The 22,942-nt window shown below is 58.3% G+C and carries 18 protein-coding genes and 1 tRNA gene; 9 read left to right on the forward strand and 10 right to left on the reverse strand.

Annotated features, from left to right (window positions below; all coding sequences use genetic code 11):
- Window positions 1-27: 27 nt before the first annotated feature.
- Window positions 28-915 carry a UTP--glucose-1-phosphate uridylyltransferase GalU gene (galU, locus tag PY308_RS17330; protein WP_275785049.1) on the reverse strand — a complete coding sequence of 296 codons (888 nt, stop codon included), beginning with the start codon at window positions 913-915 and terminating at the stop codon, window positions 28-30.
- Window positions 916-1,218: 303 nt separating this feature from the next.
- Between galU and PY308_RS17335 the strand changes: the two genes are divergently transcribed.
- Window positions 1,219-2,439 carry a lytic murein transglycosylase gene (locus tag PY308_RS17335; RefSeq protein ID WP_275785051.1) on the forward strand — a complete coding sequence of 407 codons (1,221 nt, stop codon included), beginning with the start codon at window positions 1,219-1,221 and terminating at the stop codon, window positions 2,437-2,439.
- Window positions 2,440-2,568: 129 nt separating this feature from the next.
- On the forward strand, window positions 2,569-3,792 hold the full coding sequence (locus PY308_RS17340; protein ID WP_275785053.1) for an SGNH/GDSL hydrolase family protein: 1,224 nt from the start codon (window positions 2,569-2,571) through the stop codon (window positions 3,790-3,792).
- Between the two features lie 49 nt (window positions 3,793-3,841).
- Here the strand turns inward: PY308_RS17340 and PY308_RS17345 are convergent, their stop codons facing one another.
- Genes PY308_RS17345 through gltB form a run of 4 tightly spaced genes read right to left on the reverse strand, consistent with a single transcriptional unit; the run spans window position 3,842 to window position 10,772 of the window.
- Window positions 3,842-5,296: a glutamate synthase subunit beta gene (locus PY308_RS17345; RefSeq protein WP_275785055.1), complete on the reverse strand. Its 1,455-nt coding sequence runs from the start codon at window positions 5,294-5,296 to the stop codon at window positions 3,842-3,844.
- 30 nt (window positions 5,297-5,326) lie between these two features.
- Window positions 5,327-5,686, reverse strand: a complete 360-nt coding sequence (locus tag PY308_RS17350) for a type II toxin-antitoxin system VapC family toxin (protein WP_275791185.1) — start codon at window positions 5,684-5,686, stop codon at window positions 5,327-5,329.
- A 35-nt stretch (window positions 5,687-5,721) separates the two neighbouring features.
- Window positions 5,722-5,994, reverse strand: coding sequence for an antitoxin (locus tag PY308_RS17355; RefSeq protein WP_275785057.1), 273 nt, complete (start codon window positions 5,992-5,994; stop codon window positions 5,722-5,724).
- Between the two features lie 56 nt (window positions 5,995-6,050).
- Window positions 6,051-10,772 carry a glutamate synthase large subunit gene (gltB, locus tag PY308_RS17360; protein ID WP_275785060.1) on the reverse strand — a complete coding sequence of 1,574 codons (4,722 nt, stop codon included), beginning with the start codon at window positions 10,770-10,772 and terminating at the stop codon, window positions 6,051-6,053.
- Between the two features lie 557 nt (window positions 10,773-11,329).
- On the opposite strand from gltB, the gene PY308_RS17365 reads away from it, so the two are divergent.
- Entirely contained in the window at window positions 11,330-12,376 is a 1,047-nt protein-coding gene (locus PY308_RS17365; protein ID WP_275785062.1) for a threonine aldolase family protein, read from the forward strand.
- A gap of 107 nt (window positions 12,377-12,483) precedes the next feature.
- Here the strand turns inward: PY308_RS17365 and PY308_RS17370 are convergent, their stop codons facing one another.
- Together PY308_RS17370 and PY308_RS17375 are read right to left on the reverse strand one after the other, a co-directional pair.
- Window positions 12,484-12,975: an Hsp20 family protein gene (locus PY308_RS17370; RefSeq protein ID WP_275785064.1), complete on the reverse strand. Its 492-nt coding sequence runs from the start codon at window positions 12,973-12,975 to the stop codon at window positions 12,484-12,486.
- Between the two features lie 159 nt (window positions 12,976-13,134).
- Complete coding sequence (locus PY308_RS17375) at window positions 13,135-13,440, reverse strand: hypothetical protein (protein WP_275785066.1); 306 nt, start codon at window positions 13,438-13,440, stop codon at window positions 13,135-13,137.
- On the opposite strand from PY308_RS17375, the gene PY308_RS17380 reads away from it, so the two are divergent.
- Window positions 13,423-14,430, forward strand: a complete 1,008-nt coding sequence (locus PY308_RS17380; RefSeq protein ID WP_275785067.1) for an alpha/beta fold hydrolase — start codon at window positions 13,423-13,425, stop codon at window positions 14,428-14,430. The genes PY308_RS17375 and PY308_RS17380 overlap by 18 nt on opposite strands.
- Here PY308_RS17380 and hisN read toward each other — a convergent pair.
- Both hisN and PY308_RS17390 read right to left on the reverse strand, forming a co-directional pair.
- Entirely contained in the window at window positions 14,419-15,192 is a 774-nt protein-coding gene (hisN, locus tag PY308_RS17385) for a histidinol-phosphatase (RefSeq protein WP_275785069.1), read from the reverse strand. The two genes, PY308_RS17380 and hisN, sit on opposite strands and share 12 nt — an antisense overlap.
- A 399-nt stretch (window positions 15,193-15,591) precedes the next feature.
- Complete coding sequence (locus PY308_RS17390) at window positions 15,592-16,476, reverse strand: N-formylglutamate amidohydrolase (protein ID WP_275785071.1); 885 nt, start codon at window positions 16,474-16,476, stop codon at window positions 15,592-15,594.
- A 194-nt stretch (window positions 16,477-16,670) separates the two neighbouring features.
- On the opposite strand from PY308_RS17390, the gene cpdR1 reads away from it, so the two are divergent.
- Complete coding sequence (cpdR1, locus tag PY308_RS17395) at window positions 16,671-17,033, forward strand: response regulator CpdR1 (protein ID WP_275785073.1); 363 nt, start codon at window positions 16,671-16,673, stop codon at window positions 17,031-17,033.
- A gap of 107 nt (window positions 17,034-17,140) precedes the next feature.
- A tRNA-Val gene (locus PY308_RS17400) sits at window positions 17,141-17,215 on the forward strand.
- 424 nt (window positions 17,216-17,639) lie between these two features.
- Here PY308_RS17400 and PY308_RS17405 read toward each other — a convergent pair.
- Window positions 17,640-19,706, reverse strand: coding sequence for a calcium-binding protein (locus PY308_RS17405; RefSeq protein WP_275785076.1), 2,067 nt, complete (start codon window positions 19,704-19,706; stop codon window positions 17,640-17,642).
- Window positions 19,707-20,361: 655 nt separating this feature from the next.
- Between PY308_RS17405 and PY308_RS17410 the strand changes: the two genes are divergently transcribed.
- The 3 genes from PY308_RS17410 to ilvD all read left to right on the forward strand — a co-directional run bounded on the left by PY308_RS17410 (window position 20,362) and on the right by ilvD (window position 22,905).
- The gene (locus tag PY308_RS17410) at window positions 20,362-20,559 is read left to right on the forward strand and encodes a hypothetical protein (RefSeq protein ID WP_275785078.1); all 198 of its coding nucleotides are present in this window, start codon (window positions 20,362-20,364) and stop codon (window positions 20,557-20,559) included.
- 133 nt (window positions 20,560-20,692) lie between these two features.
- Window positions 20,693-20,881: a hypothetical protein gene (locus tag PY308_RS17415; protein ID WP_275785080.1), complete on the forward strand. Its 189-nt coding sequence runs from the start codon at window positions 20,693-20,695 to the stop codon at window positions 20,879-20,881.
- A 179-nt stretch (window positions 20,882-21,060) separates the two neighbouring features.
- Window positions 21,061-22,905 (forward strand): dihydroxy-acid dehydratase, encoded by a 1,845-nt coding sequence (gene ilvD / locus PY308_RS17420; protein WP_275785082.1) that lies wholly within the window; start codon window positions 21,061-21,063, stop codon window positions 22,903-22,905.
- Window positions 22,906-22,942 lie beyond the last annotated feature (37 nt).

A 22,942-nucleotide genomic window follows, 5' to 3' on the forward strand; every position in this document is an offset into this window, starting at 1 on the left:
GCGCTGCTGTCACACATCTCAAAATACTTATTTCAGGGCTTCGATCATCGCCTTGAACTGCGCCTCGACCGAGGGGCGGATGTCGTCGCGCATCAGAGCAAAGGCGACGTTTGCAAGGATGAAGCCATCCTTGGCACCGCAGTCATAAGTATCGCCGCGGAAGACATATCCGGCGAAATCCTGCTTTTCGAGAAGCTTCAGCATGCCATCAGTCAGCTGAATCTCGTTGCCTGCGCCCCGCTCCTGGTGTTCCAGGATCGCAAAAATCTCCGGCTGCAGGATGTAACGGCCGTTGATGAAGAAATTCGAAGGCGCCGTACCCTTGGCAGGCTTTTCGACCATGCCTGTAATGCGGAACCCTTCTCCAACGGTTTCGCCAACGCCGACGATGCCATATTTATGGGCCTGATCCGGTGCGCACTCTTCGACGGCGATGATGTTGCCGCCGCTTTCGGCGTACAGATCGATCATTCCCTTCATGCAGCCGGTCTCTCCATGCATGATCATATCCGGAAGGAGAAGAGCGAAAGGTTCGTCACCGACGATTTCGCGGGCGCACCAGACTGCGTGCCCGAGACCCAAAGGTTCCTGCTGACGCGTAAAGCTCACCGTCCCGGCCTTTGGCAACTGCTGGGCAAGAATGGTCATCTCCGCCTTCTTGCTGCGCTCCCTCAAAGTCTGCTCGAGTTCGAAATGAATATCGAAATAGTCTTCGATGACGTGTTTGTTGCGCCCCGTGACAAACACGAAATGCTCGATCCCTGCCTCCAGAGCCTCATCGACGACATATTGAATGATCGGCTTATCGACGACCGTCAGCATTTCCTTCGGGACCGCCTTTGTTGCAGGCAGAAACCGCGTACCGAGGCCGGCGACGGGGAACACGGCTTTACGAACTTTACGTTTGTCAGTCATAGACATCTCCAGAATCACTATGCCGTGATCTAAATCCGGCAAGAATGCTATCAATAGGGCTTTAACGGCATTTTGCTAAATTTTTTACGATAGAGAACGCGATTGCCGTTTCATGGTAAAGAATTTGTTGACCAGAATTTCGTAGACTCTCCATCTGTCCCTCGCCGGTTATGGCGAACGGCCTGCAAAATGGAACCACATGCATGTCATGCTGCATGAAGCTGGCTCTAAGACTGTAAATTTACGCGCCTCTTTTGATCTGATAGGATCAGGATGCGCGTCGAGCAACGGAAACGACAGCTGATGACAAAGACCCGAAAAAATCGCCTTTGCCGCGCAGCCGCGGCCTTCATCACAGCGGCAGCCATATTTGCTTCTTCGCCGGTTCTGGCCGATGACGGTTTCGAGACATGGATCAACAGCTTCTATGCCACTGCGGCAAAGAGCGGCATCACCAAATCGACCTACCGGAAAGCTTTTGCAGGCGTGAAGACGCCGGATCCCGACGTGCTCGAAAAGGCTCGTTACCAGCCTGAATTCAAGCACAAGATCTGGGAATATATCGACAGTCGCGTTAATCCGTATACGCGCAAGATCGGTCAGGAAATGGCCGTGAAACATGGTCGCACGCTGTCAGCGCTGGAAAAGCATTTCGGCGTCGACAAGACGATCCTTCTCGCCATCTGGTCGATGGAGTCGAACTACGGCGCCGTTTTGGAAAAAGACGACCGGCTGCATTATGTTCCGCGCGCACTGGCAACACTCGCCTATGCTGATCCGAAACGCTCGAAATATGCAAGAACCCAGTTGATCGCTGCGTTGAAAATCCTCCAGGACGGCGATATCACCCCGCGCGAACTGACCGGCTCCTGGGCAGGCGCCATGGGTCACACGCAGTTCATCCCGACGAGCTATCAGCTGTACGCGATCGATGCCGACGGCAACGGCCACAAGGATATCTGGAACTCGGTGCCCGACGCGCTGGCAACGGCCGCCAATCTTCTCAAGAAGAATGGCTGGCAGGCGGGCCAGACCTGGGGCTACGAGGTGACGCCTCCGGGCAATGGCGGACAATATTCCGGCCAGACAAAAACGCTTGCACAGTGGGAGGCACTCGGCTTCACACGTCCTAACGGCAAGGGGTTTCGCAATGCCGGCCAGCGCGCCGAGTTGAAGATGCCCGGCGGCGCAGGCAGCCCGGGCTTCCTGATGACCAAGAACTTCTTCGTCCTCAAGCGCTACAACGCTTCTGATTCCTACGCACTCGGCGTCGGTCTTCTTGCAGACGAAATCGCCGGCTTTGGCGGAATGCAACAGGCGTGGAGCCGGCCGGATGGTTCGCTCGATATCAAACAGAAGTTCGAGCTTCAATCCCGTCTCAAGGAGCTAGGCTACTACGACGGCGAGGTCGACGGGAATTTCGGATCTGGCTCCAAGGCTGCAATCCAGGCCTTCCAGAACCGCAACGGCCTGACGCCGGACGGCGAGCCGACACAGCATGTGCTGAAGGCTCTGCGCAACTAACGACGATCTCGTGCGCTCGCAATTGCGTCGCAATTCGTAGCCATCCTCACTGCAACGCTCCCTGATGCAGGAGCGTTGTGCAGTTGCTCACGATTGCGGTATTGCGAAAAGACAGCGCGGGACGACCGAATGGGTGGCGGAAAAGGCAAGAGGATCTGGTTTCAGCGGCTGCTGGGCAGCCTACTGGTGATTGCGACCGGCACCGGCGTTTTTCTCATTGAGCCGCCTCGACAGGCCGGAGCGCAGGAGCGCCGCACGATCCTCGACATGGTTTTCGGTTTCGGCCGCCGCCGGCCGCCACCGGTCTATGAGGAAGTTCCAATCTACGAACCGCGGCTGAGAGAGCCTGTCCAGCGTCAAAAACCGCCAAAAGCCAAGCCTCGGGCCAAGCGTGCGCCTGTTGAAGCTGCGCCTGTGATTGTCGAAAAATTGCCCGACGCCAGAAAAGTCCTGGTTGTCGGAGACTTTGTGGCTGGAAGCATCGGCGACGGCCTGGATACGGCCTTCGAGGAAACGCCCGGTATCGTCATCGAGACGCGCGCCAATGGCTCTTCCGGCCTTGTTCGCGACGACTATTTCGATTGGCCGAAGGCGCTGCCCGGCTATATCTCCGAGGTCAAGCCATCCGTGATCATCGTTAGCCTCGGCGCCAACGAGCGGCAACAGATGAAAATCGGCAGCGCTCGGGAAAAATTCGGCACGGATGCATGGCTTGCAGAATATGCGCGTCGCGCTGGTGTACTCGCAGCATCGGCCCGTGAGGAAAACATCCCGCTTCTCTGGGTCGGTATGCCACCATTCCAGTCCACCGCCATGACCGCGGATATGGTCACGCTCAACGGCATATTTCGCACGGAGGCGGAAAAGGCGAGCGGGATCTTTATCGACATATGGGACGGTTTTGTCGATGAAAGCGGTAAATTCGTAATGACGGGGTCCGACATCAACGGTCAACAGGTTCGTCTGCGCGGCGCTGACGGCATTAACCTGACCAAGGCGGGCAAACGCAAGCTTGCCTTCTATGTTGAAAAGAATATCCGCAAGCTGCTCGGCGAAGCCGCCAGTCCGCCATTGGATATACCCGGGGCCGGTGGTTTGAAAGATCTCGTGATCGCAGCCCCGACTGCTAACGAGGATATTCTTCAGACCCAGCCGATCAGTCTGAACGACCCTGATCTCGACGGCGGCATGAGCTTGCTCGGCGGCGCGGTGCCGTTCTCGAGCAGCGGCAAGAGTCCCCGCGACCGTCTTGTGGAAAAAGGCGATGTCAGCGCAGCCCCGGTTGGTCGCGTGGATGATTTTCGGCTCGCCAAACCCGAAACGGTCATCAGCAACCCTGTTATCCGAAATTGAACCAACCGGGGAAAGCCGCCAGCCGGCAGCCTCCTGTTTCCGATCTTGTTTAGCGGGGCAGGACCGTCGAGCCCATCAGCGCCTCATCAATCGCCCGTGCCGCCTGGCGGCCTTCGCGGATGGCCCAGACGACGAGCGACTGACCGCGGCGCACATCGCCGGCAACCCAGAGCTTCTCTACCGAGGTCTTGTAGGCCTTGTCGTCGGCAACAACATTGGTTGAACCGCGGCGGTCGGTATTGATCGTCAGCTTGTCGCCGAGATCTTTCAGAACGCTGTCGGTGAAGGGGCCGCTAAAACCGATGGCGATGAAAGCCAGATCCGCTTTGATGACGAATTCCGTGCCTGCGATGGGCTTGCGGCGCTCATCGACCTGTGAGCACTTGACGCCTGTCAAAACCCCGTCTTCCCCGACGAACTCGAGCGTTGCCACCTGGAACTCCCGCACAGCCCCTTCGGCCTGCGAGGAAGAGGTGCGCATCTTCGTCGCCCAGAAGGGCCAGACGGCAAGCTTGTCTTCCTTTTCCGGCGGCATCGGGCGGATATCGAGTTGGGTTACCTTGACGGCTCCCTGACGAAAGGCGGTACCGACGCAATCGGATGCGGTATCTCCGCCGCCGACGACAACGATATGCTTGCCTCCGGCCAGGATCGGATCCGATGGCCAGCCGACGCTGTCGATATTTTCGCGGCCGACACGACGGTTCTGCTGCACGAGATAAGGCATTGCGTCGTGAACGCCGGCGAATTCGACGCCTGGAATACCAGCATTGCGCGGCGTTTCCGAGCCGCCGCAATAGAGGACGGCATCATGCTCTTCGATAAGGCTTTCGACGGTACGGTCAACACCGACATTGACGCCGCAATGGAAGGTTACGCCCTCGCCGCGCATTTGATCGACACGGCGGTCGATGAAGTTCTTTTCCATCTTGAAGTCCGGGATACCGTAGCGGAGAAGACCGCCCGGCTTGGATTCGCGCTCATAGACATGAACCTCATGCCCGGCACGGGCAAGCTGCTGCGCGCCCGCCATTCCCGCGGGGCCCGATCCTATAATCGCCACCTTCTTGCCTGTCTTGGTGACAGCGGGTTGCGGCACGATATAGCCCATCTCATAGGCCTTGTCGGCAATAGCCTGCTCGACGGTCTTGATCGTGACCGGCGCATCTTCAAGGTTCAAAGTACAGGCTTCCTCGCAGGGCGCGGGGCAGATGCGACCGGTGAATTCCGGAAAATTGTTGGTCGAATGCAGGTTGCGGATCGCCTCGTCCCAATTGCCGTTATAGACCAGATCGTTCCAGTCGGGGATCTGGTTGTGCACAGGACAACCGGTCGGGCCGTGACAGAAGGGAATGCCGCAGTCCATGCAGCGGGCGGCCTGTTTTTGCACTTCCGGTTCCGACATCGGGATCGTGAACTCGCGGAAATGCCGGATGCGATCAGACGCCGGCTGATACTTTGCCAGCTGCCGGTCGATTTCCATAAAGCCCGTAACTTTGCCCATATCCTATTGGTCCCCGTGTCTCATCGCCGCTCAGCGCAGCCAATTTTCAATCTTAAGTCCCGGCACGCGGGAAAATTCACTCTCGTTTGCAGTCACCAGAACCGTATCGAACGCAAGTGCGTGCGCCGCGATGAAAAGGTCGTTCTGCCCGATCAGTTCACCCTGTCTTTCGAGCAAGGCGCGAAGTTTCGCGTAGTGCTCGTCGCAAGGCGCATTCAACCCCTCCACGGGAAGCTCGGACAGGATGATGTTCAGGCGGTCGGCCAGTTTCCCGGATCCGCGTTTTTCAACACCAAAGCGAAGTTCGGAAACCACGACAATGCTGGTGAAAATGAACTCTTGGCCGACTTGACCAATCCGTGCCGTCACACGCCCCTGAGGATGATGCATCAAGTCCGATACGATATTCGCGTCGAGAAGATACCTCACTTTTCGTGAGATCCGCCAAGATCGACGGCTTCGGGCGGAAGGTCGTCAATCTCAGGCATCCAGTCTTCCTTAGCAAGCGGCTCCATTGCTGCGAGCAACTCCAACAGGGAGCCGCGTTTCAACGGGTGGACAATCAGATCGCCTTTCGTGTCCATTCTAATTTCGACCTGATCCGCTTCGAATTCGAATTCCTTCGGAATCCTGATCGCGCGACTGCGTCCGTTAAAAAAGACCTGTGCCACCTTGACGATACTCGCATGTTCGTTCATCGCCACCTCCATTTGTCATATGCCAGTGTCATATCACAAATACAGCCATCCCTCAATTACTCCGCTGCGATGCCCATCCGCATGCGCTCCATCTCCTCCAGGGCACGCCGGTACTCGACCGGCATGACCTTGCGGAATTTCGGGCGGAATTCGACCCAATGATCGAGGATTTCCCTGGCGCGCGGCGATCCTGTATAATGAAGATGGTTCGAGATCAGCTGATAAAGCCGCTCGTCGTCGTGGCGCGTCATGTCGCCGGCGACGTCCACCCTGCCCTTGTGCATCAGGTCGCCGCCGTGATGGTGCAGCTTCTCCAGCATGTCGTCCTCTTCCGGAACCGGTTCAAGTTCGACCATGGCCATGTTGCAGCGTTTCGGGAAGTCGTCGCTTTCGTCCAGCACATAGGCGACGCCGCCCGACATGCCGGCTGCGAAGTTACGGCCGGTTTCGCCAAGCACGACGACGACACCACCGGTCATGTATTCGCAGCCATGGTCACCCACGCCTTCGACGACAGCGATGGCGCCGGAGTTGCGCACGGCGAAGCGTTCGCCGGCAACGCCGTTGAAGTAGCATTCACCCGAGATTGCTCCGTAGAGAACCGTGTTGCCGACGATGATAGACTTGGCCGCCACGATCTTGGAATTCTCCGGAGGCCGCACAACGATCCGGCCGCCCGACAATCCCTTGCCGACATAGTCGTTGCCGTCGCCGATCAATTCGAAAGTGATGCCGCGTGCCAGGAAGGCGCCAAAAGACTGACCAGCCGTGCCGCGCAGCTTCACGGAAATCGTGTTGTCCTTGAGCCCCTTGTGGCGATACCGCTTGGCGACTTCGCCCGACAGCATGGCGCCGGCCGAACGATCGACGTTCTTGATATCGACTTCGATCGAGACCGGCGTCTTCGATTCAAGCGCAGGCTGTGCTGCCGCAATCAGCTTGCGGTCGAGAATGTCGTGGATCGGATGGTTCTGCCGCTCGGTCCAATAGGTCTTTTCCTTGGGCGCATCGACCTTGTGGAAGATGCGCGAGAAGTCGAGACCATTGGCCTTCCAGTGCGAGATCATGCCGTCCTTCTCGAGAAGTTCGGAAAGGCCGATGATATCGTCAAATCGGGCAAAGCCAAGCGACGCGAGAATTTCCCGCACTTCCTCGGCCACGAAGAAGAAATAGTTGACCACATGCTCCGGTGCGCCCTTGAAGCGCTTGCGCAGGACAGGGTCCTGCGTCGCCACACCCACCGGACAGGTGTTGAGATGGCACTTGCGCATCATGATGCAGCCGGCGGCAATCAGCGGCGCGGTGGAGAAGCCGAATTCGTCGGCACCGAGTAGCGCCCCGATGATGACGTCGCGTCCGGTCTTCAGACCACCGTCGACCTGCAGCGCGATACGCGACCGCAAGCCGTTCAGCACCAGCGTCTGATGGGTTTCCGCCAGGCCGATCTCCCAAGGGGAACCGGCATGCTTGAGCGAGGTCAACGGCGATGCGCCAGTGCCGCCGTCATAGCCGGACACAGTGATATGATCGGCGCGTGCCTTGGCAACACCGGCCGCAACCGTGCCGACCCCGACTTCGGAGACCAGCTTGACCGAAACGTCCGCTTCCGGGTTGACGTTCTTAAGGTCGTAGATCAGCTGTGCCAGATCCTCGATCGAATAGATGTCGTGGTGCGGCGGCGGCGAGATCAGGCCGACGCCGGGGGTCGAATGCCGGGTCTTGGCAACGGTCGCATCGACCTTGTGGCCGGGCAGCTGGCCGCCCTCGCCGGGCTTGGCACCCTGCGCCACCTTGATCTGCAGCATGTCCGCATTGACCAGATATTCGGTCGTCACGCCAAAACGGCCGGACGCCACCTGCTTGATCGCCGAGCGTTCAGGATTGCGCGAACCGTCACGGAGCGGCAGGTAGCGGTCGGATTCCTCGCCGCCCTCACCCGTGTTCGACTTACCGCCGATGCTGTTCATGGCAACCGCCAGCGTCGTATGCGCCTCGCGCGAAATCGAGCCGAACGACATGGCCCCGGTCGAGAAACGCTTCACGATATCGGCCGCAGCTTCCACCTCGTCGATCGGGATCGGTTTGCGCCCGATGGCGTCTGCGCCCTTGATGGAGAACAGGCCCCGAATGGTGTTCATCCGCAGTGCCGCGCCGTTCACCATCTCGGCAAATTCGCGGTAGCGGTCCTGCGCATTGCCACGCACGGCGTGCTGAAGCGAGGCAATCGCATCCGGCGACCAGGCATGACCCTCGCCACGCATCCGGTAGGCATATTCGCCGCCGATATCCAGCGTGTTGCTCAGGATCGGGTCGGACCCGAAGGCCGCCTGATGCCGGTTAAAGGTTTCCCTGGCAATCTCCTCCAGCCCGATGCCTTCGATCTGCGTTGCCGTGCCGAAGAAGTATCGCTCGATCAGTTCGGAGTTCAGGCCGACAGCGTCGAAGATCTGCCCGCCGCAATAGGACTGGTAGGTCGAAATGCCCATCTTGGACATGACCTTGAGGATACCCTTGCCGACCGCCTTGATGTAGCGATAGACGACTTCACTGCCATCGACTTCCTTTGGAAACTCGCCGCGCTTGTGCATGTCGGTCAGCGTGTCGAAGGCGAGATAGGGGTTGATCGCTTCGGCGCCATAGCCGGCGAGAAGGCAGAAATGATGCACTTCGCGCGGCTCGCCGGATTCGACGACGAGACCGACCGAGGTGCGAAGCCCCTTGCGGATCAGGTGATGGTGCACTGCAGCGGTTGCCAGCAGCGCCGGGATCGCCACGCGATCCGGGCCGATCTGGCGGTCCGAGAGCACGATGATGTTGTAGCCGCCCTTGACGGCCGCTTCCGCCCGCTCGCACAGCCGGTCGAGAATTTCCGGCATGCCTTCGGCGCCGCGCGCGACGTCATAGGTGAAGTCGAGCGTCTTGGTGTCGAAGCGGTCTTCCGTGTGGCCGATGGAACGGATCTTTTCCAGATCGCCATTGGTCAGGATCGGCTGTCGCACTTCAAGCCGCTTGGCATGCGATGCGCCGATATGGTCGAGCAGGTTCGGGCGCGGGCCGATGAAGGAGACGAGGCTCATCACCAATTCTTCGCGGATCGGGTCGATCGGCGGGTTGGTGACCTGCGCAAAGTTCTGCTTGAAATAGGTGTAGAGCAGCTTGGCCTTGTCCGACATGGCCGAGATCGGCGTATCGGTGCCCATCGAGCCGATGGCTTCCTGGCCGGTCGTGGCCATCGGCGACATCAGGATCTTGGTGTCTTCCTGCGTATAGCCGAATGCCTGCTGGCGATCGAGCAGCGACACGTCGCGACGCAGCGCCCTCGGCTCCACCGGCTTCAGTTCTTCCAGGATCAACTGGGTGTTATCCAGCCATGTGCGATAGGGATGCTGGGTCGCCAGCGACGACTTCACGTCCTCGTCGGAGATGATGCAGCCCTTCTCCATGTCGATGAGCAGCATCTTACCCGGCTGCAGACGCCACTTTTTCACGATGCATTCTTCCTTGACCGGAAGCGTGCCAGCCTCTGATGCAAGGATGATGCGGTCGTCGTCTGTGACGAGATAGCGCGCCGGACGCAGGCCGTTACGGTCGAGCGTCGCGCCGATCTGCTTGCCATCGGTAAAGCAGACGGCGGCGGGGCCGTCCCACGGCTCCATGAGAGCGGCGTGATATTCATAGAACGCCTTGCGCTCGGCGTTCATCAACTGGTTGCCGGCCCATGCTTCCGGGATCAGCATCATCACCGCATGCGCAAGCGAATATCCGCCCTGGACAAGAAACTCGAGCGCATTGTCGAAACAGGCTGTATCCGACTGGCCCTCGTAGGAGATCGGCCAGAGCTTGGAGATGTCGGCGCCAAACAGCGGCGAGGACACCGAGGCCTGTCGGGCGGCCATCCAGTTGACGTTGGAGCGCAGCGTGTTGATTTCGCCGTTATGGGCGACCATGCGGTAAGGGTGGGCCAGTTTCCAGGAAGGAAATGTGTTGGTCGAGAACCGCTGATGGACCAGCGCCACAGCCGATTCGAACCGCGGATCGGCAAGATCCTTGAAATAGGCGGACACCTGATAGGCGAGGAACATGCCCTTGTAGACGATGGTCTTCGTCGACAACGAAACGGGATAGAACCCGGTGTCTGCCCCCTGGAAGGCATCATAGATGCGGTTCGATATCACCTTTCGCAGGGTAAAGAGACGGCGTTCGAATTCGGAATTCGTCGCGGCGTCGCGGCCGGCACCGATGAAGACCTGAACGTGATAAGGCTCGGTGGCGGCGATATGCGGAGCCTTGGACAGAGAACTATTATCGACCGGCACCTCGCGGAAGCCGAGCAATGTCTGCCCCTCCTCGGCAATGACATCAGCGATCACCTGCTTGAAATGCGCGATCTGCACCTCATCCTGCGGCATGAAGAGATAACCGACGGCATAATCCCCAGCCTTCGGCAAAGTCACGCCTTGCAAAGCCATTTCCTCGCGGAAGAAGCGATCTGGAATTTGCACCAGAATGCCCGCGCCATCGCCCATCAAAGGATCGGCACCGACAGCACCCCGATGCGTCAGGTTTTCCAGGATGAACAGCCCATCCTTGACAATCTGGTGCGACTTCTGGCCCTTCATATGTGCGGCGAAGCCGACCCCACAGGCATCATGCTCATTTCTCGGATCGTAAAGACCTTGTTTCATCGGCAGGCCCGGGAATGCAGCCTTCGTCTCGACCGTCGCCGTCAGGCGCGCAGCGTCAAGTCCAGTTACGGTGGATGGCGTAAAATCCGTCATCGTCTTCCCTCCTTTTGTCCCGGATTGAGGCCGGGCACGTGCGCTCTGCAGGCAAGTCCCGTACGGATATGAACCGCAGAAGACCGGCATCGACATTATCTTGCATGATCCTGATCCCGTCGCAAATGAAGCATGCGCTGCATCGGGCACAGAGTGCTCGCGACCATCGTGATGGCACGGACTTTCGGACCCGGCATACCCGGCAAAGTCGGCATCATCCGCCGGATTTTCCCAAACAGGAGAGCATCCGGCTCGTTTCCGGTCTTGAGACCGAAATAGGACAGTCTTACTGTCCTATTTCATAGGTTCTATGCCAGAAAGTGCCCGCTCCCGCAAGGGCAGTCAGGCAAAATATTCAGACCGATTTTGCCGAAGATTGCCGTTTATTTCGGGAATTTGTAATTTTCTTGCGTGAACGGTGTTATTCTTTGGTTTTGGTTTCAAAATGGTCTGAGATTGTACCGGCAGACCAATATCCGGGTTGATTACAGACCTTGGCACATTATGGTCCGCTCGGCACGGTCCATGCCGATTTCCGAAGCATCACAGGAACTCCGATGATTTTTTCCTCCGATAACTGGGCTGGCGCCCATCCTCTGATTGCTGAGAGCCTTGTCAAGGCCGCAGGCGGCTTCGCTTCGGCCTACGGGACCAGCGATCTGGACAGAAAGGTCGAAAAAAAGCTGTCCGAGATATTCGAACGGGAGATCGCAGTCTTCTTCGTCGCAACGGGCACGGCTGCCAACTCGCTCGCACTTGCCAGCGCCAATCGCCCGGGGGGCCATGTTTTCTGCCACCGGGAAGCGCATATCAATGTTGACGAGTGTGGTGCGCCGGAGTTCTTTTCCCACGGCAGCCGGATGGCACCGGTGGATGGTCCGCTCGGCAAGATGGACCCGATCAAGCTCGAAACAGCGATCAGACGACTACCGCCGGGCTTCGTGCATGGCGGCCAGCCCATGGCGATCACGCTGACGCAGGCAACAGAAGCCGGAACAGCCTATGGCCTCGACGAAATCGACGCGATCGCCGGCATCGCGAAATCGTCTCATCTGCCGCTTCACATGGACGGTGCCCGCTTTGCTAATGCCCTGGTGACGCTGGACACTACACCAGCGGACATGACCTGGAAGCGCGGCGTCGATCTGCTTTCCTTCGGCGGCACGAAGAACGGATGCTGGTGCGCCGAAGCCCTGATCCTTTTCGACAACACCAAGGCCGAGGAAATGCACTACCTGCGCAAACGCTCCGCGCAGCTGTTCTCCAAGTCCCGCTTCATCGCGGCTCAATTCGATGCCTATCTGGAAAATGATCTTTGGCTGGATCTCGCACGCCACGCAAACACCATGACGCGAAGGCTCATCGAAGGCGTCGGAGCATCCGGCAATGCCAAACTGGCATGGCCGAGCGATTCAAACGAGCTTTTCATCATCTTGAAAAAGGATACGGCCAGAACGCTGAGGGAGAATGGCGCGGTCTTTTACGACTGGCCTGTGCCGCAGATGCTCGTCGGAACCTTGAGCGAAGATGAAGGCCTTCACCGCCTTGTCACCAGCTTTGCCACAACCAGTGAGGACATCGATCGGTTTGTGGCTGCCTGTTAGAATGGACTCGCCGCGTCACCGACGGGCATCGCCGAGGTCTGACATAGTTTGCACGAAAACGGCGCCCTCTCGGACGCCGTTGCTTATGCCTGTCGCGACTGCGCGCCTTAGTTGGCGCTGGCGTCGATCTGGGCTTGCTCGACCTGGGTCGCTTCGATCTGTCGTGCCTGGGAAGGCGCAGCAACGATCTCGATGCGGCGCGGCTTGGCCGCTTCCGGAATCTCGCGCTTCAGATCGATATGCAGCAGTCCGTGCTTCAGCGATGCCGAATGAATTTCGACATGGTCGGCAAGCTGGAAGCGTCGCTCGAAGGCGCGCTTGGCGATACCACGATACAGGAACTGGTTTTCTGCGGTCTTTTCTTCGCTCTTCTCGCCCTTGACGGTCAGCGTGTGTTCGCGCGCTTCGATGGACAACTCGGTCTCGTCGAAGCCGGCGACGGCCATGGTGATCCGATAGGTCGTCTCGCCCGTCCGCTCGATATTGTAGGGCGGATAGGTCTGCGCTTGGTCCGGCTGACCGAGACTGTCAAGCATGGTGAAGAGACGGTCGAAACCGACGGTGGAACGATAAAGGGGGGAAAAATCAACGTGACGCATGGTGTCCTCTCTTGAGCAACTTTGGTGCGATGTGACGCGGCCACCCCGAAAGCGGCGGTGGCAGAGCCGGTTGGCGAGCCCGTTTACGGCGCCCGCAGCAATGAGATGGGAATTGCCCCACAGGCCGTCAAGGCCCCGGCCGCAAAACCATCGGGCTGTTTATAAATGCAGGATGAACGGTGGGTTCCACCTCCGTTCAGCTTTGTCGCCGTAGACTTCGGACATCGGAATACAAGACGGCTGCACGGTGAACGTCCCTTCTCCCGATGCTTTCGGCTTGTCCCGAATGACTGCCTGGCCGGGAACGATATCGTCCCCCTTTGTTCCCGGCCTCTTTTCAAGCTTTTTCGAGGTGAGCGACGACGCGCGCGGTAACCTAGCTGCACCTTTCTTTAACCGCAATCGATCAAGAATGGTGGAGATTGCCGCCGGACGAAGATAAAAACCATGACGCCCGTTCTTCATGCCACTCCCGACAATCCGATCCCGGGCAACCACATCGTTGGTTACTTCGAGGGCGTCGACGGTCGAAAGATCCGCTACGCGATCTTCAAATGCGCGGATCCTTTTTCGAAGGGCACCGTGGTTCTGCTGCAGGGCCGAAATGAATCGATCGAGAAATATGCCGAGACGATCGGCGAGATGACCGACCGCGGGCTCTGGGTTGCCACATTCGACTGGCGCGGGCAGGCGGGATCGGAGCGAATTCTGAAGAACAAACCCCGCCGGGGCCATGTGCGTCGCTTCTCCGACTATGAACGCGACCTGTCGATCTTTCTTGAGCGCATCGTTCTGCCCGACACCCGCCTGCCGTTCTTCATGCTCGCGCATTCGATGGGCGCCTTGGTTGCGCTGTCACAGGCGCCACTGCTCACCACCCGTATCGACCGTCTTGTTGTGCTCGCCCCCTTTATCGCCCTTGGCGGGCAAAAATTCGGGCACGGGACGATCAGCCTTCTTGCCGCTGCCTTGAGCCTCTGCGGCCTTGGCTTTTTGCCCATGACCAGTGACAAAGGGCCGCTGCCTTTTTCGGCCAATCTGCTCACGTCGGATGCCACGCGCTTTGCTCGCAACAGGAATATCACCGATTCCCATCCGCACCTTTCGCTCGGTCCCCCGACAGCGCGCTGGTTGCACGAGGCCTTCAAGGCGATCCGGCGTGTATCCTCGCGCGAGCACCTGACGAAAATACGCGTCCCGACCGTGGTGCTGGCGCCGACCCGGGATCGGCTCGTGCCGCATCTCGAGGTGGAAAACCTCGCCAGCAATTTTCGTGCCGGACACATGATCCCGATCGACGGCGCCCGTCACGAATTGATGCAGGAAGCTGATTATTACCGGGCGCAGGCTCTTGCTGCGATCGAAGCCTTCATCCCCGGCAGCACGGCCAATGCACCGGCTATGGAGACAATCGAGGAAACGGTTGGCAACGGCATCGAAGTCTCAACCGCCTAGTATGGCCAAGGCCTGTTCGTAAACCTCGCGGCTGCCGGCGGCAAGTATCTCGCCACCCATTTCCGGCCGCCCGCCATTCCAATCCGTGACAATGCCCCCTGCCTGCTCGATCAGCGGGATCAATCCCCCGACATCATACGGCTTCAGACCACACTCGATGACCAGGTCGATATGCCCGGCGGCAAGTAGCGCGAAGGCGTAGCAGTCGCAGCCATAACGCGCGAGTTGCACCTTGCTCTGGACCGCTTCGAACCGGGTTTTCAGGTCGCCGGTGTAAAGGTGCGGCGAGGTGGTGAACAGGATCGCCTGCGAAAGATCGGCACAGGCGCGCGTTGAGATCTTCCCGGCCCCGTCACGGCCGCGATAGAATGCATTCGTGCCATCGGCAAAATAGCGTTCTTCGGTAAACGGCTGATCCATCAGCCCCATGACCGCCCGACCCTTATGATAAAGCCCGATCAGCGTGCCCCAGACCGGCAGACCGGAGATAAAGGCCCGTGTGCCGTCGATCGGGTCGATGACCCAGACATAGTCCCGGTCGAGCCCGGTGCTGCCGAACTCTTCTCCAAGGATGCCATGATCGGGAAAATGGCTTTCGATCAGCGCACGGATCGCCGCTTCCGCCGCCCTGTCTCCCTCGGTCACCGGATCGAAACCGGCTGCCTCCTTGTTGGAAACACTGATGCCCATTCGGAAACGCGGCAGAGTCTCGGCCTTGGCGGCATCCGCCAGGCGATCGAAAAATTCACGGTCCGGCAGCATGAAACCTCACGAAAAATCGAAGGATGGATGGCTCAGTCTGCTTAGGACAGTTTTTTTAAAAAAAGAAGTCCAGAGGCAAAAATTAGCAAAACAGAAAAAAACCGTGATCCAGAGAGAAAAAATCGAAGCCATCGAAGAAGAACATCGATCATAACACATGGAACAGAGGGAAATTTGCCGAATGTGGCACTTTTCAGCAAATCCGGACCCGGGGCAGCGCAACAAAACGGGATATATCCCGCTTGACAATGGTGCACTGCAATATTAGCTTTGTTCTACGGTCACTTGTGGCCGTAGATACCCTCCTTGGGTGTTTCCTCCCTAGACTTAGCCGCGCCCCCAAGCGCGGTTTTTTTTGGGGTCAATAAGGGGATCATGCTGACAGTGCGCCGGGCAAAGCTATTCGGCAGCCATTGATGTGATGCCGGAATATTTCTCGACATGCGCTGCGAGGCCGGCAAGAAATATGCCTATGGTCTTCGCAAGCAAGGGAAACTCCTTCTTCTTGCGAAGCGTCGCCTCGTCTACATAGAGACCGCGGTTGATTTCGATCTGCAGCGCATGAAGCCCACGGGCGGGGCGGCCGTAATGTTCGGTAATAAACCCGCCGGCATAGGGCTTGTTGCGGGAAACGGAAAAACCCAGATCCTCCAGCAGCGACACCGCCGCGCGAGAAAGATCGGCGCCGGCACTGGTGCCATAGCGATCGCCGACGATGAAATCCGGCCGCTGGCCCGTGCCTGCCAGCCGGATATTGCCGGGCATGGAATGGCAATCGATCAGCACTGCCAGCCCGAACCGCACATGGGTCCGTGCGATCAGCCTGCGCAAGCAGGCGTGATAGGGTTTGTAGATGGTTTCTATCCGCTCCAGCGCCTCCTTGACCGGAAAGCGGCCGCGATAGATCTCCATATTTTCAGCCACGAGCCGGGGCACGGTGCCGAGTCCGCCCGCCACCCGCAGCGAGCTTATATTCGCATGCGCAGGCAGCGGCCCGTCGAACATGCGGGGATCAAGTTCGTAAGGCTCACGGTTGACATCGAGAAAGGCGCGCGGGAAATGCGCCAGCAGCAGCGGCGCCCCAAGATCGATCGCAGACTGAAACAGCTCGTCGACGAAATGATCTTCCGATCGGCGGATCGAGACGTCGTCCAGTCGCGACTGCTGGAGAAAGGCGCGCGTATAGGAGCGTCCGCTATGGGGAGAGTTGAACACGAAGGGGATGCGATGCAATACCGGCTCGCGAACTTCGAACGGTGCAGTCTCGCTGACGTCCTGCGTCATCGCGGCCCTTTTTTACCATGTCACAATCTTGCTGCTTCGTGTATGTTGCCAGTTGGGAGCAATCGTGTCCATAGTCGTTTCCAGCCGGTAAGCGGGGCTTGACCTCTTATCTTCACCGGATATTTACGCAAAGGCGGTTTCATGATGCGACCGCCATTCCCGACATCGACAGTTAAGGTGCAACGGCTTTACCCATGAGTCTTAAAATTCTCCTCGCCGAAGACGATAACGACATGCGCCGCTTCCTGGTGAAAGCCCTGGAAAAAGCCGGCTACAAGGTGTTGTCCTACGACAATGGCGCAAGCGCCTATGACCGGCTGCGCGAAGAACCGTTCTCGCTTCTCCTGACCGATATCGTCATGCCTGAAATGGACGGCATCGAACTTGCCCGCCGCGCGACCGAGCTCGACCCGGACCTGAAGGTGATGTTCATCACCGGCTTTGCTGCGGTTGCCTTGAACCCCGATTCGAAAGCTCCGAAGGATGCAAAAGTCCTGTCCAAGCCCTTCCACCTGCGCGATCTTGTAGATGAAGTGAACAAGATGCTGGCCGCATAGGCCGGCTCTGCAAGGCGTCCGGACGGTCGCAAAACTTCCTGTCAAAAAGCCGATAAAAGCCTATTGACGCCATAAGAGGTTTTGTGGTCTATGCGCCGACATCGGATGGGCGTATAGCTCAGCGGGAGAGCACTACGTTGACATCGTAGGGGTCACAGGTTCAATCCCTGTTACGCCCACCATCCGATCCTTTGATATCGTTAGTAAAATGGCTCCTTCGGGAGCCTTTTACGTATTTGCCATTGGTTCACCGGCTAGGGTTGCCTGACATCGATTGGTCGAGCTTGATATCTGTCATTCGTCAAGGGGTATGTCCGTAGCCGACTGTGAAAGCCGCACAAGCTGGTCGCGCTTCGGCGACGCTCAGATACGGATGAATGTCGTGGGTGCATGAGGCGGAAGCCTTGGCGGCGAGTGGAGCCGTGAATGCGGCCGAGGATAATCGGGACCTGCATGACACGCTCCACCTAGCTGCTACAGCCGCGACCGGGCGGGCATTGGCTTGATCCAGCGCACGGGCACCGGCTTCCTCCTGTGCCTCTGCCAGGACAGCAACAGCCGGAGGCCTGCGAGCGGCAAGCCTCCGGACCTTGATACAGGGCGATATCAGACGATCAGGAAATCCGAAGCAGCCAAGCCCGGATGACCCTGCAGCGTTGCGAATTGCGTCGAACCGCCACTCGCCGCACCATTGGCATCATAGTAAAGACTGCCGGTCGTGGTGTTGTAGACGATAAAATCGTCCCCGTCCGTCGCAGTGCCGGTGGCATTGGCCACGAAATTGGCCGCTGACAAGGCACCTGTCGGAAGCAGTGAGAAGATCGTGTTTTTGAGCGCGATCGTATCGTCATTTCCCGCAAGACTGCCAAAACCGACGATGCTGTCGACATTTTTGAGATTGCTGAGAGTGGTATTGAAGTAATAGGTGTCGTTGCCCTCGCCGCCGGTCAGCGTGTCGTTGCCATTTCCGCCATTCAGCATGTTGGCCCCGTCATTGCCGATCAATTGCTGCCCGACATTGTTGCCCGTCAGGTTCAGCGCGGCATCGCCCGTCGATGTCGCAAAGCGCAGAATTTCAACGAACTGGTTAACATCCAGTGCGTAGCTAACCGTGGAGATCAGTGTGTCGGTGCCATTCCCGGCAGCTTCAAGAACATCGTCACCAGCCTCGGTCACGATGAACGTGTCATTGCCCCTGCCGCCGGCCAGGATATCGTTGCCGCCGCCGCCGGTCAGCACGTTATCGCCCGAATTGCCCGTTAGCTCGTTGGCAAACTCGTTGCCCGTCAGATCAAGTGCAGCAGTTCCGGTCGAGGCCGCAAGCCGCAGATTTTCGACCTCCTGACCGGCTCCCAGTTCGAAGCTGACGGTGGAGACGACCGTATCCACGCCACGGTCAATCGCTTCAAAGACGGTATCGCCACTTTCGGTCACGATATAGGTGTCGTCGCCACCGCTACCGCGCATAACATCATTCGCACCGCCACCGCGAAGTGTGTTCGCGCCCTGGTTCCCGATCAGTTCATTGGAAAACTCGTTCCCGGAAATGTTCAAAGCCGTGGTTCCGGTGATGGCTGCAAGCTGGAGGACCTCGATTTCCTCGCCCGCCGCCAAGGTGTAACCTGTCGTCGAAACGACTTTGTCGAAGCCGCCGCCGACGGATTCGAATATCTTGTCGCCGATATGATCCACCACATAGGTGTCATCGCCGCCACCGCCGCGCATTATGTCCTTGCCGCCCCCACCGTTCAGCAGATTGTCGCCGGCATTGCCGATGAGTTCATTTGCGAATTCATTGCCAGTGAGGTGCAAGGGAGCGGTGCCCGTGGAAATGGCAAGCCGCATCGTTTCGACTTCCTGACCCGCTGTCAGAGCGAAGTTCACGGTCGAAACGACAATGTCGTTGCCCTCGCCGACAGCCTCGAACACCTGGTCGCCAGTATCCGTCACCAGATAAGTGTCGTCGCCTGTTCCGCCATGCATGCTATCCGACCCTGCTTCGCCTCTCAGCGAGTCATTGCCGTCATCGCCGAAGAGCTGGTCGTTGCCGTCACCGCCTTTTATGGTGTCGTTTCCGCCGCGCCCATTGATGATGTCGTCTCCACCCCGACCCTCGATGACATCGCCGTCTGCCGTGCCCTCGATCAGATCCCCGATCTCATTGCCGGTGATGATGACGGTCGCCTCTGCGGCAAGATCGGGCAGACCGGGCGTTGCAAGAAGATGCAGATTGTCGATCGCGCCTTCAGGAATGCTTCCGAGCAACGCCGAAAGGAGCGGGTTGAGCAGGTCGTCCAGACCAAGGCCGAGCAGATCGATGCCGGTCTGGCTTCCAAAATCGACGGCGAGCGCCTCGTCCAGAGTGAGTATGGCATAGGGTTCGCCATTTTTTTCGATGACGATCTTGTCGTATGTGCCTTGGGCAGATGCGCTGGACGTCAAAATGCCGCCGTTTACCTCCAACTGCCATTCGCCGACATAATGGAAGGTGAAGTCGCCCTGTTCGAAAGTGTATTCGCTGTAGGTTGTCGTGACACTGCCGATGCCCAGGACAAGCGAGCCTGTCTGGGATGTCTGATTTGCAAACCGTTCCTCGGTGGATGCTGCACCACTGGCGACCCAGAAGTCGCTGTCATCGACAGTAACGCCTGGAGAGACATTGATTGTAGACATGAAAAATACCCTCCTTAGTTAATTTACGTCGATTAAACTCTGAAGCAGCAAAAACAGTTTCACCAAAAATCAATTCAAAGTTGCATGTGGTTAAAAATCGGATCACCTTTTAAAAAACTTATCCCAGTCTGAAACAGACTGGCATTTAACAAGACAAACATGTTGAAATACAGACAATTTCGATAAGATTGAGAGACAGCCTCGAATCATCAGATTCTGCAACCCTGTCGAGAACCTCGACCAAAAATGGGACGACGTCATAGTGGGATTTTAACTATTTGCTAATCTGTTCACAAGCGCGCATGGTGATCGTGCCGATAGCCAGGGATACGGGCGCTGTCGCTTTAGGGGTTTGACCCTTGCCCCAATTGAAAGGAGGACACCAATGTCTTCCGCGCTGCAATCTCTCAGTTCTGCAAAGATATACGGCCTCGTCCACGTTCGCCGCCACTTTGATTTTTTGATCCGATCGACACCCGCGATCAGCCTGGCCTTTTTGGCCTATGTCACGTTTAGCCATCATCTTTAGAAGCCAGGCCCAACGGCCCAGGCGGGCGGACGGGATGAACACGTCACACCACATCCAACGCTGTCAGACGAGCGTTATGCTTCCGCGCACAGAGTTGGCGGCGCCGACGAGAAAGAGACAGAGTATATGACCCGTCATAAATTCGCGATTGGTGAAATAGTCGGCTTGATCAGCAGGGCCGGCCTTTCTCCGGTCGCTGCGGAAACCTACAGGGTTGTCAGTCTGCTTCCGGTCATGGATTCGCTGCCGCAATACCGTCTGCGAAATGACGAGCTTGGACAGGAGCGCGTTTCCAAGGAAGACAATTTGGAAGCTGTCTCCTAACTTCCGTCAACCGAGCCGTTTACGTTCAAGGCCGCTTGCCCAGGGAGCAGGTTTAACTCCACTTTCGATTCACGTCATTCTTGCCCGCTGCAGCAAAGCTGCGCTATTTGTCTGCGATCAAGGAATGGCTGTCATGAAAGAACCGCGTTATGGTCTGCAACAGGAGAAAAACGGCAGTTGGACCGTGATTGATCTGATCACGCGTCTTCCAGCAGCGACGGATGGGCGGGATCTGGCCGGATTCGAGCAGGACGATGCCAGGGACATTGCCGATGCGCTGAACCGGGATCATCAGGCCGGCCGCAAAAGCACGCTGATTTAGGCATCATCTTCCCGATCCTGTGCCGATGACACGAGACGCACGAATACCAGCAAAAAACACCACATAGTGTGACGAAAATCGTGACGCGGGCGCAGTTTTGCGATAGGAACCGCTGAAATTGCAAGCCCTGCTCCCCATATCTGCCGTTGTCTGAGGCTTAACGTTCAAGGAAGACGTCCATGCCCGCCTATCGCTCACGCACCACCACCCACGGCCGCAATATGGCCGGCGCACGCGGCCTTTGGCGCGCGACGGGCATGAAGGACGGCGACTTCGGCAAGCCGATTATCGCTGTGGTGAACTCGTTCACACAGTTTGTTCCAGGCCATGTCCACCTCAAGGACCTCGGCCAGCTTGTCGCCCGCGAGATCGAGGCCAATGGAGGCGTCGCCAAGGAATTCAACACGATCGCAGTCGATGATGGCATCGCCATGGGTCACGACGGCATGCTCTACTCACTGCCCTCGCGCGAAATCATCGCCGACTCGGTGGAATATATGGTCAACGCCCATTGCGCCGACGCCATGGTCTGCATCTCCAACTGCGACAAGATCACCCCCGGCATGCTGATGGCCTCGCTGCGCCTGAACATCCCGACGATCTTCGTGTCCGGCGGGCCGATGGAAGCCGGCAAAGTGCTTTTGTCCGACGGCAAGATCCATGCGCTCGATCTGGTCGATGCCATGGTCGCCGCCGCCGACGATACGATGTCGGACGAAGACGTGAAAACCATCGAGCGATCGGCCTGCCCGACCTGCGGCTCCTGCTCCGGCATGTTCACGGCCAATTCGATGAACTGTCTGACGGAAGCGCTCGGTCTGTCGCTGCCCGGCAACGGCTCGACGCTCGCCACCCATTCGGATCGCGAAAAGCTGTTTCTTGAAGCCGGCCGCCGCATCGTCACGCTGGCCAAGCGCTACTACGAGCACGACGACGAATCCGCCCTGCCCCGCACCATTGCGTCCAAAGGCGCTTTCGAGAATGCCATGGCGCTCGACATCGCCATGGGCGGTTCCACCAACACCGTTCTGCATATTCTGGCGGCAGCGCACGAAGGCGAGATCGACTTTAACCTCGATGACATCGACCGTTTGTCGCGCCGGGTTCCGTGCCTGTCCAAGGTCGCGCCGGCGAAGGCCGATGTTCACATGGAAGATGTGCATCGCGCCGGCGGCATCATGGCGATCCTCGGCGAGTTGAACCGCGCAGGCCTCATCAACGCCGATCTGCCGACTGTGCATGCCAAGACGCTTGGTGATGCCCTGTCGCAATGGGATATTGCCGTTACCGACAATCCGGCAGCACTCGAACTGTTCAGCGCAGCGCCAGGCGGAGTGCCGACACAGGTCGCCTTCAGCCAGAGCGCCCGTTGGAAAGAACTGGATCTCGACCGCGAAAAGGGCGTCATTCGTGACGCGCAGCATCCTTTTTCCAAGGATGGCGGTCTGGCAGTCCTGAAAGGCAACATCGCTCTGAATGGCTGCATCGTGAAAACGGCCGGGGTGGACGAATCGATCCTGAAATTTTCAGGTCCCGCCCGCGTTTTTGAAAGCCAGGACTCCTCCGTCAAGGCGATCCTGTCCAACGAGGTCAAGGCCGGCGATGTCGTCGTCATCCGCTACGAAGGCCCCAAGGGCGGACCGGGCATGCAGGAAATGCTCTATCCCACAAGTTACCTGAAGTCGAAGGGGCTCGGCAAAGCCTGCGCGCTCATCACCGACGGCCGTTTCTCGGGCGGCACATCCGGCCTCTCAATCGGCCATGTCTCGCCGGAAGCAGCCAATGGCGGCCTGATCGGCATTGTCCGCGAAGGCGACATGATCGACATCGACATCCCCAACCGGACGATCTCGTTGCGTGTCGACGAGGCCGAGATCGCGGCCCGCCGCGCCGAGCAGGACGCCAAGGGCTGGAAGCCGGTAGAACTGCGTAAGCGAAAAGTTACGACAGCGCTGAAGGCCTATGCTGCTTTTGCGACGTCGGCGGATCGCGGCGCAGTGCGCGATTTGGGCGATCTGGGGTAAGTGTGGACTGGCTGGGCTTGAAAGCCGGCGACGTCAG

Source organism: Pararhizobium gei, from assembly GCF_029223885.1.
Classification (GTDB): Bacteria; Pseudomonadota; Alphaproteobacteria; order Rhizobiales; family Rhizobiaceae; genus Pararhizobium; species Pararhizobium gei.

Bases quoted from the DNA above. Each gene is read 5' to 3' on its own strand.
- galU (WP_275785049.1), bottom strand. From the start codon at position 915: ATGACTGACAAACGTAAAGTTCGTAAAGCCGTGTTCCCCGTCGCCGGC.
- PY308_RS17335 (WP_275785051.1), top strand. From the start codon at position 1,219: ATGACAAAGACCCGAAAAAATCGCCTTTGCCGCGCAGCCGCGGCCTTC.
- PY308_RS17340 (WP_275785053.1), top strand. From the start codon at position 2,569: ATGGGTGGCGGAAAAGGCAAGAGGATCTGGTTTCAGCGGCTGCTGGGC.
- PY308_RS17345 (WP_275785055.1), bottom strand. From the start codon at position 5,296: ATGGGCAAAGTTACGGGCTTTATGGAAATCGACCGGCAGCTGGCAAAG.
- PY308_RS17350 (WP_275791185.1), bottom strand. From the start codon at position 5,686: ATGCATCATCCTCAGGGGCGTGTGACGGCACGGATTGGTCAAGTCGGC.
- PY308_RS17355 (WP_275785057.1), bottom strand. From the start codon at position 5,994: ATGAACGAACATGCGAGTATCGTCAAGGTGGCACAGGTCTTTTTTAAC.
- gltB (WP_275785060.1), bottom strand. From the start codon at position 10,772: ATGACGGATTTTACGCCATCCACCGTAACTGGACTTGACGCTGCGCGC.
- PY308_RS17365 (WP_275785062.1), top strand. From the start codon at position 11,330: ATGATTTTTTCCTCCGATAACTGGGCTGGCGCCCATCCTCTGATTGCT.
- PY308_RS17370 (WP_275785064.1), bottom strand. From the start codon at position 12,975: ATGCGTCACGTTGATTTTTCCCCCCTTTATCGTTCCACCGTCGGTTTC.
- PY308_RS17380 (WP_275785067.1), top strand. From the start codon at position 13,423: ATGACGCCCGTTCTTCATGCCACTCCCGACAATCCGATCCCGGGCAAC.
- PY308_RS17375 (WP_275785066.1), bottom strand. From the start codon at position 13,440: ATGAAGAACGGGCGTCATGGTTTTTATCTTCGTCCGGCGGCAATCTCC.
- hisN (WP_275785069.1), bottom strand. From the start codon at position 15,192: ATGCTGCCGGACCGTGAATTTTTCGATCGCCTGGCGGATGCCGCCAAG.
- PY308_RS17390 (WP_275785071.1), bottom strand. From the start codon at position 16,476: ATGACGCAGGACGTCAGCGAGACTGCACCGTTCGAAGTTCGCGAGCCG.
- cpdR1 (WP_275785073.1), top strand. From the start codon at position 16,671: ATGAGTCTTAAAATTCTCCTCGCCGAAGACGATAACGACATGCGCCGC.
- PY308_RS17405 (WP_275785076.1), bottom strand. From the start codon at position 19,706: ATGTCTACAATCAATGTCTCTCCAGGCGTTACTGTCGATGACAGCGAC.
- PY308_RS17410 (WP_275785078.1), top strand. From the start codon at position 20,362: ATGACCCGTCATAAATTCGCGATTGGTGAAATAGTCGGCTTGATCAGC.
- PY308_RS17415 (WP_275785080.1), top strand. From the start codon at position 20,693: ATGAAAGAACCGCGTTATGGTCTGCAACAGGAGAAAAACGGCAGTTGG.
- ilvD (WP_275785082.1), top strand. From the start codon at position 21,061: ATGCCCGCCTATCGCTCACGCACCACCACCCACGGCCGCAATATGGCC.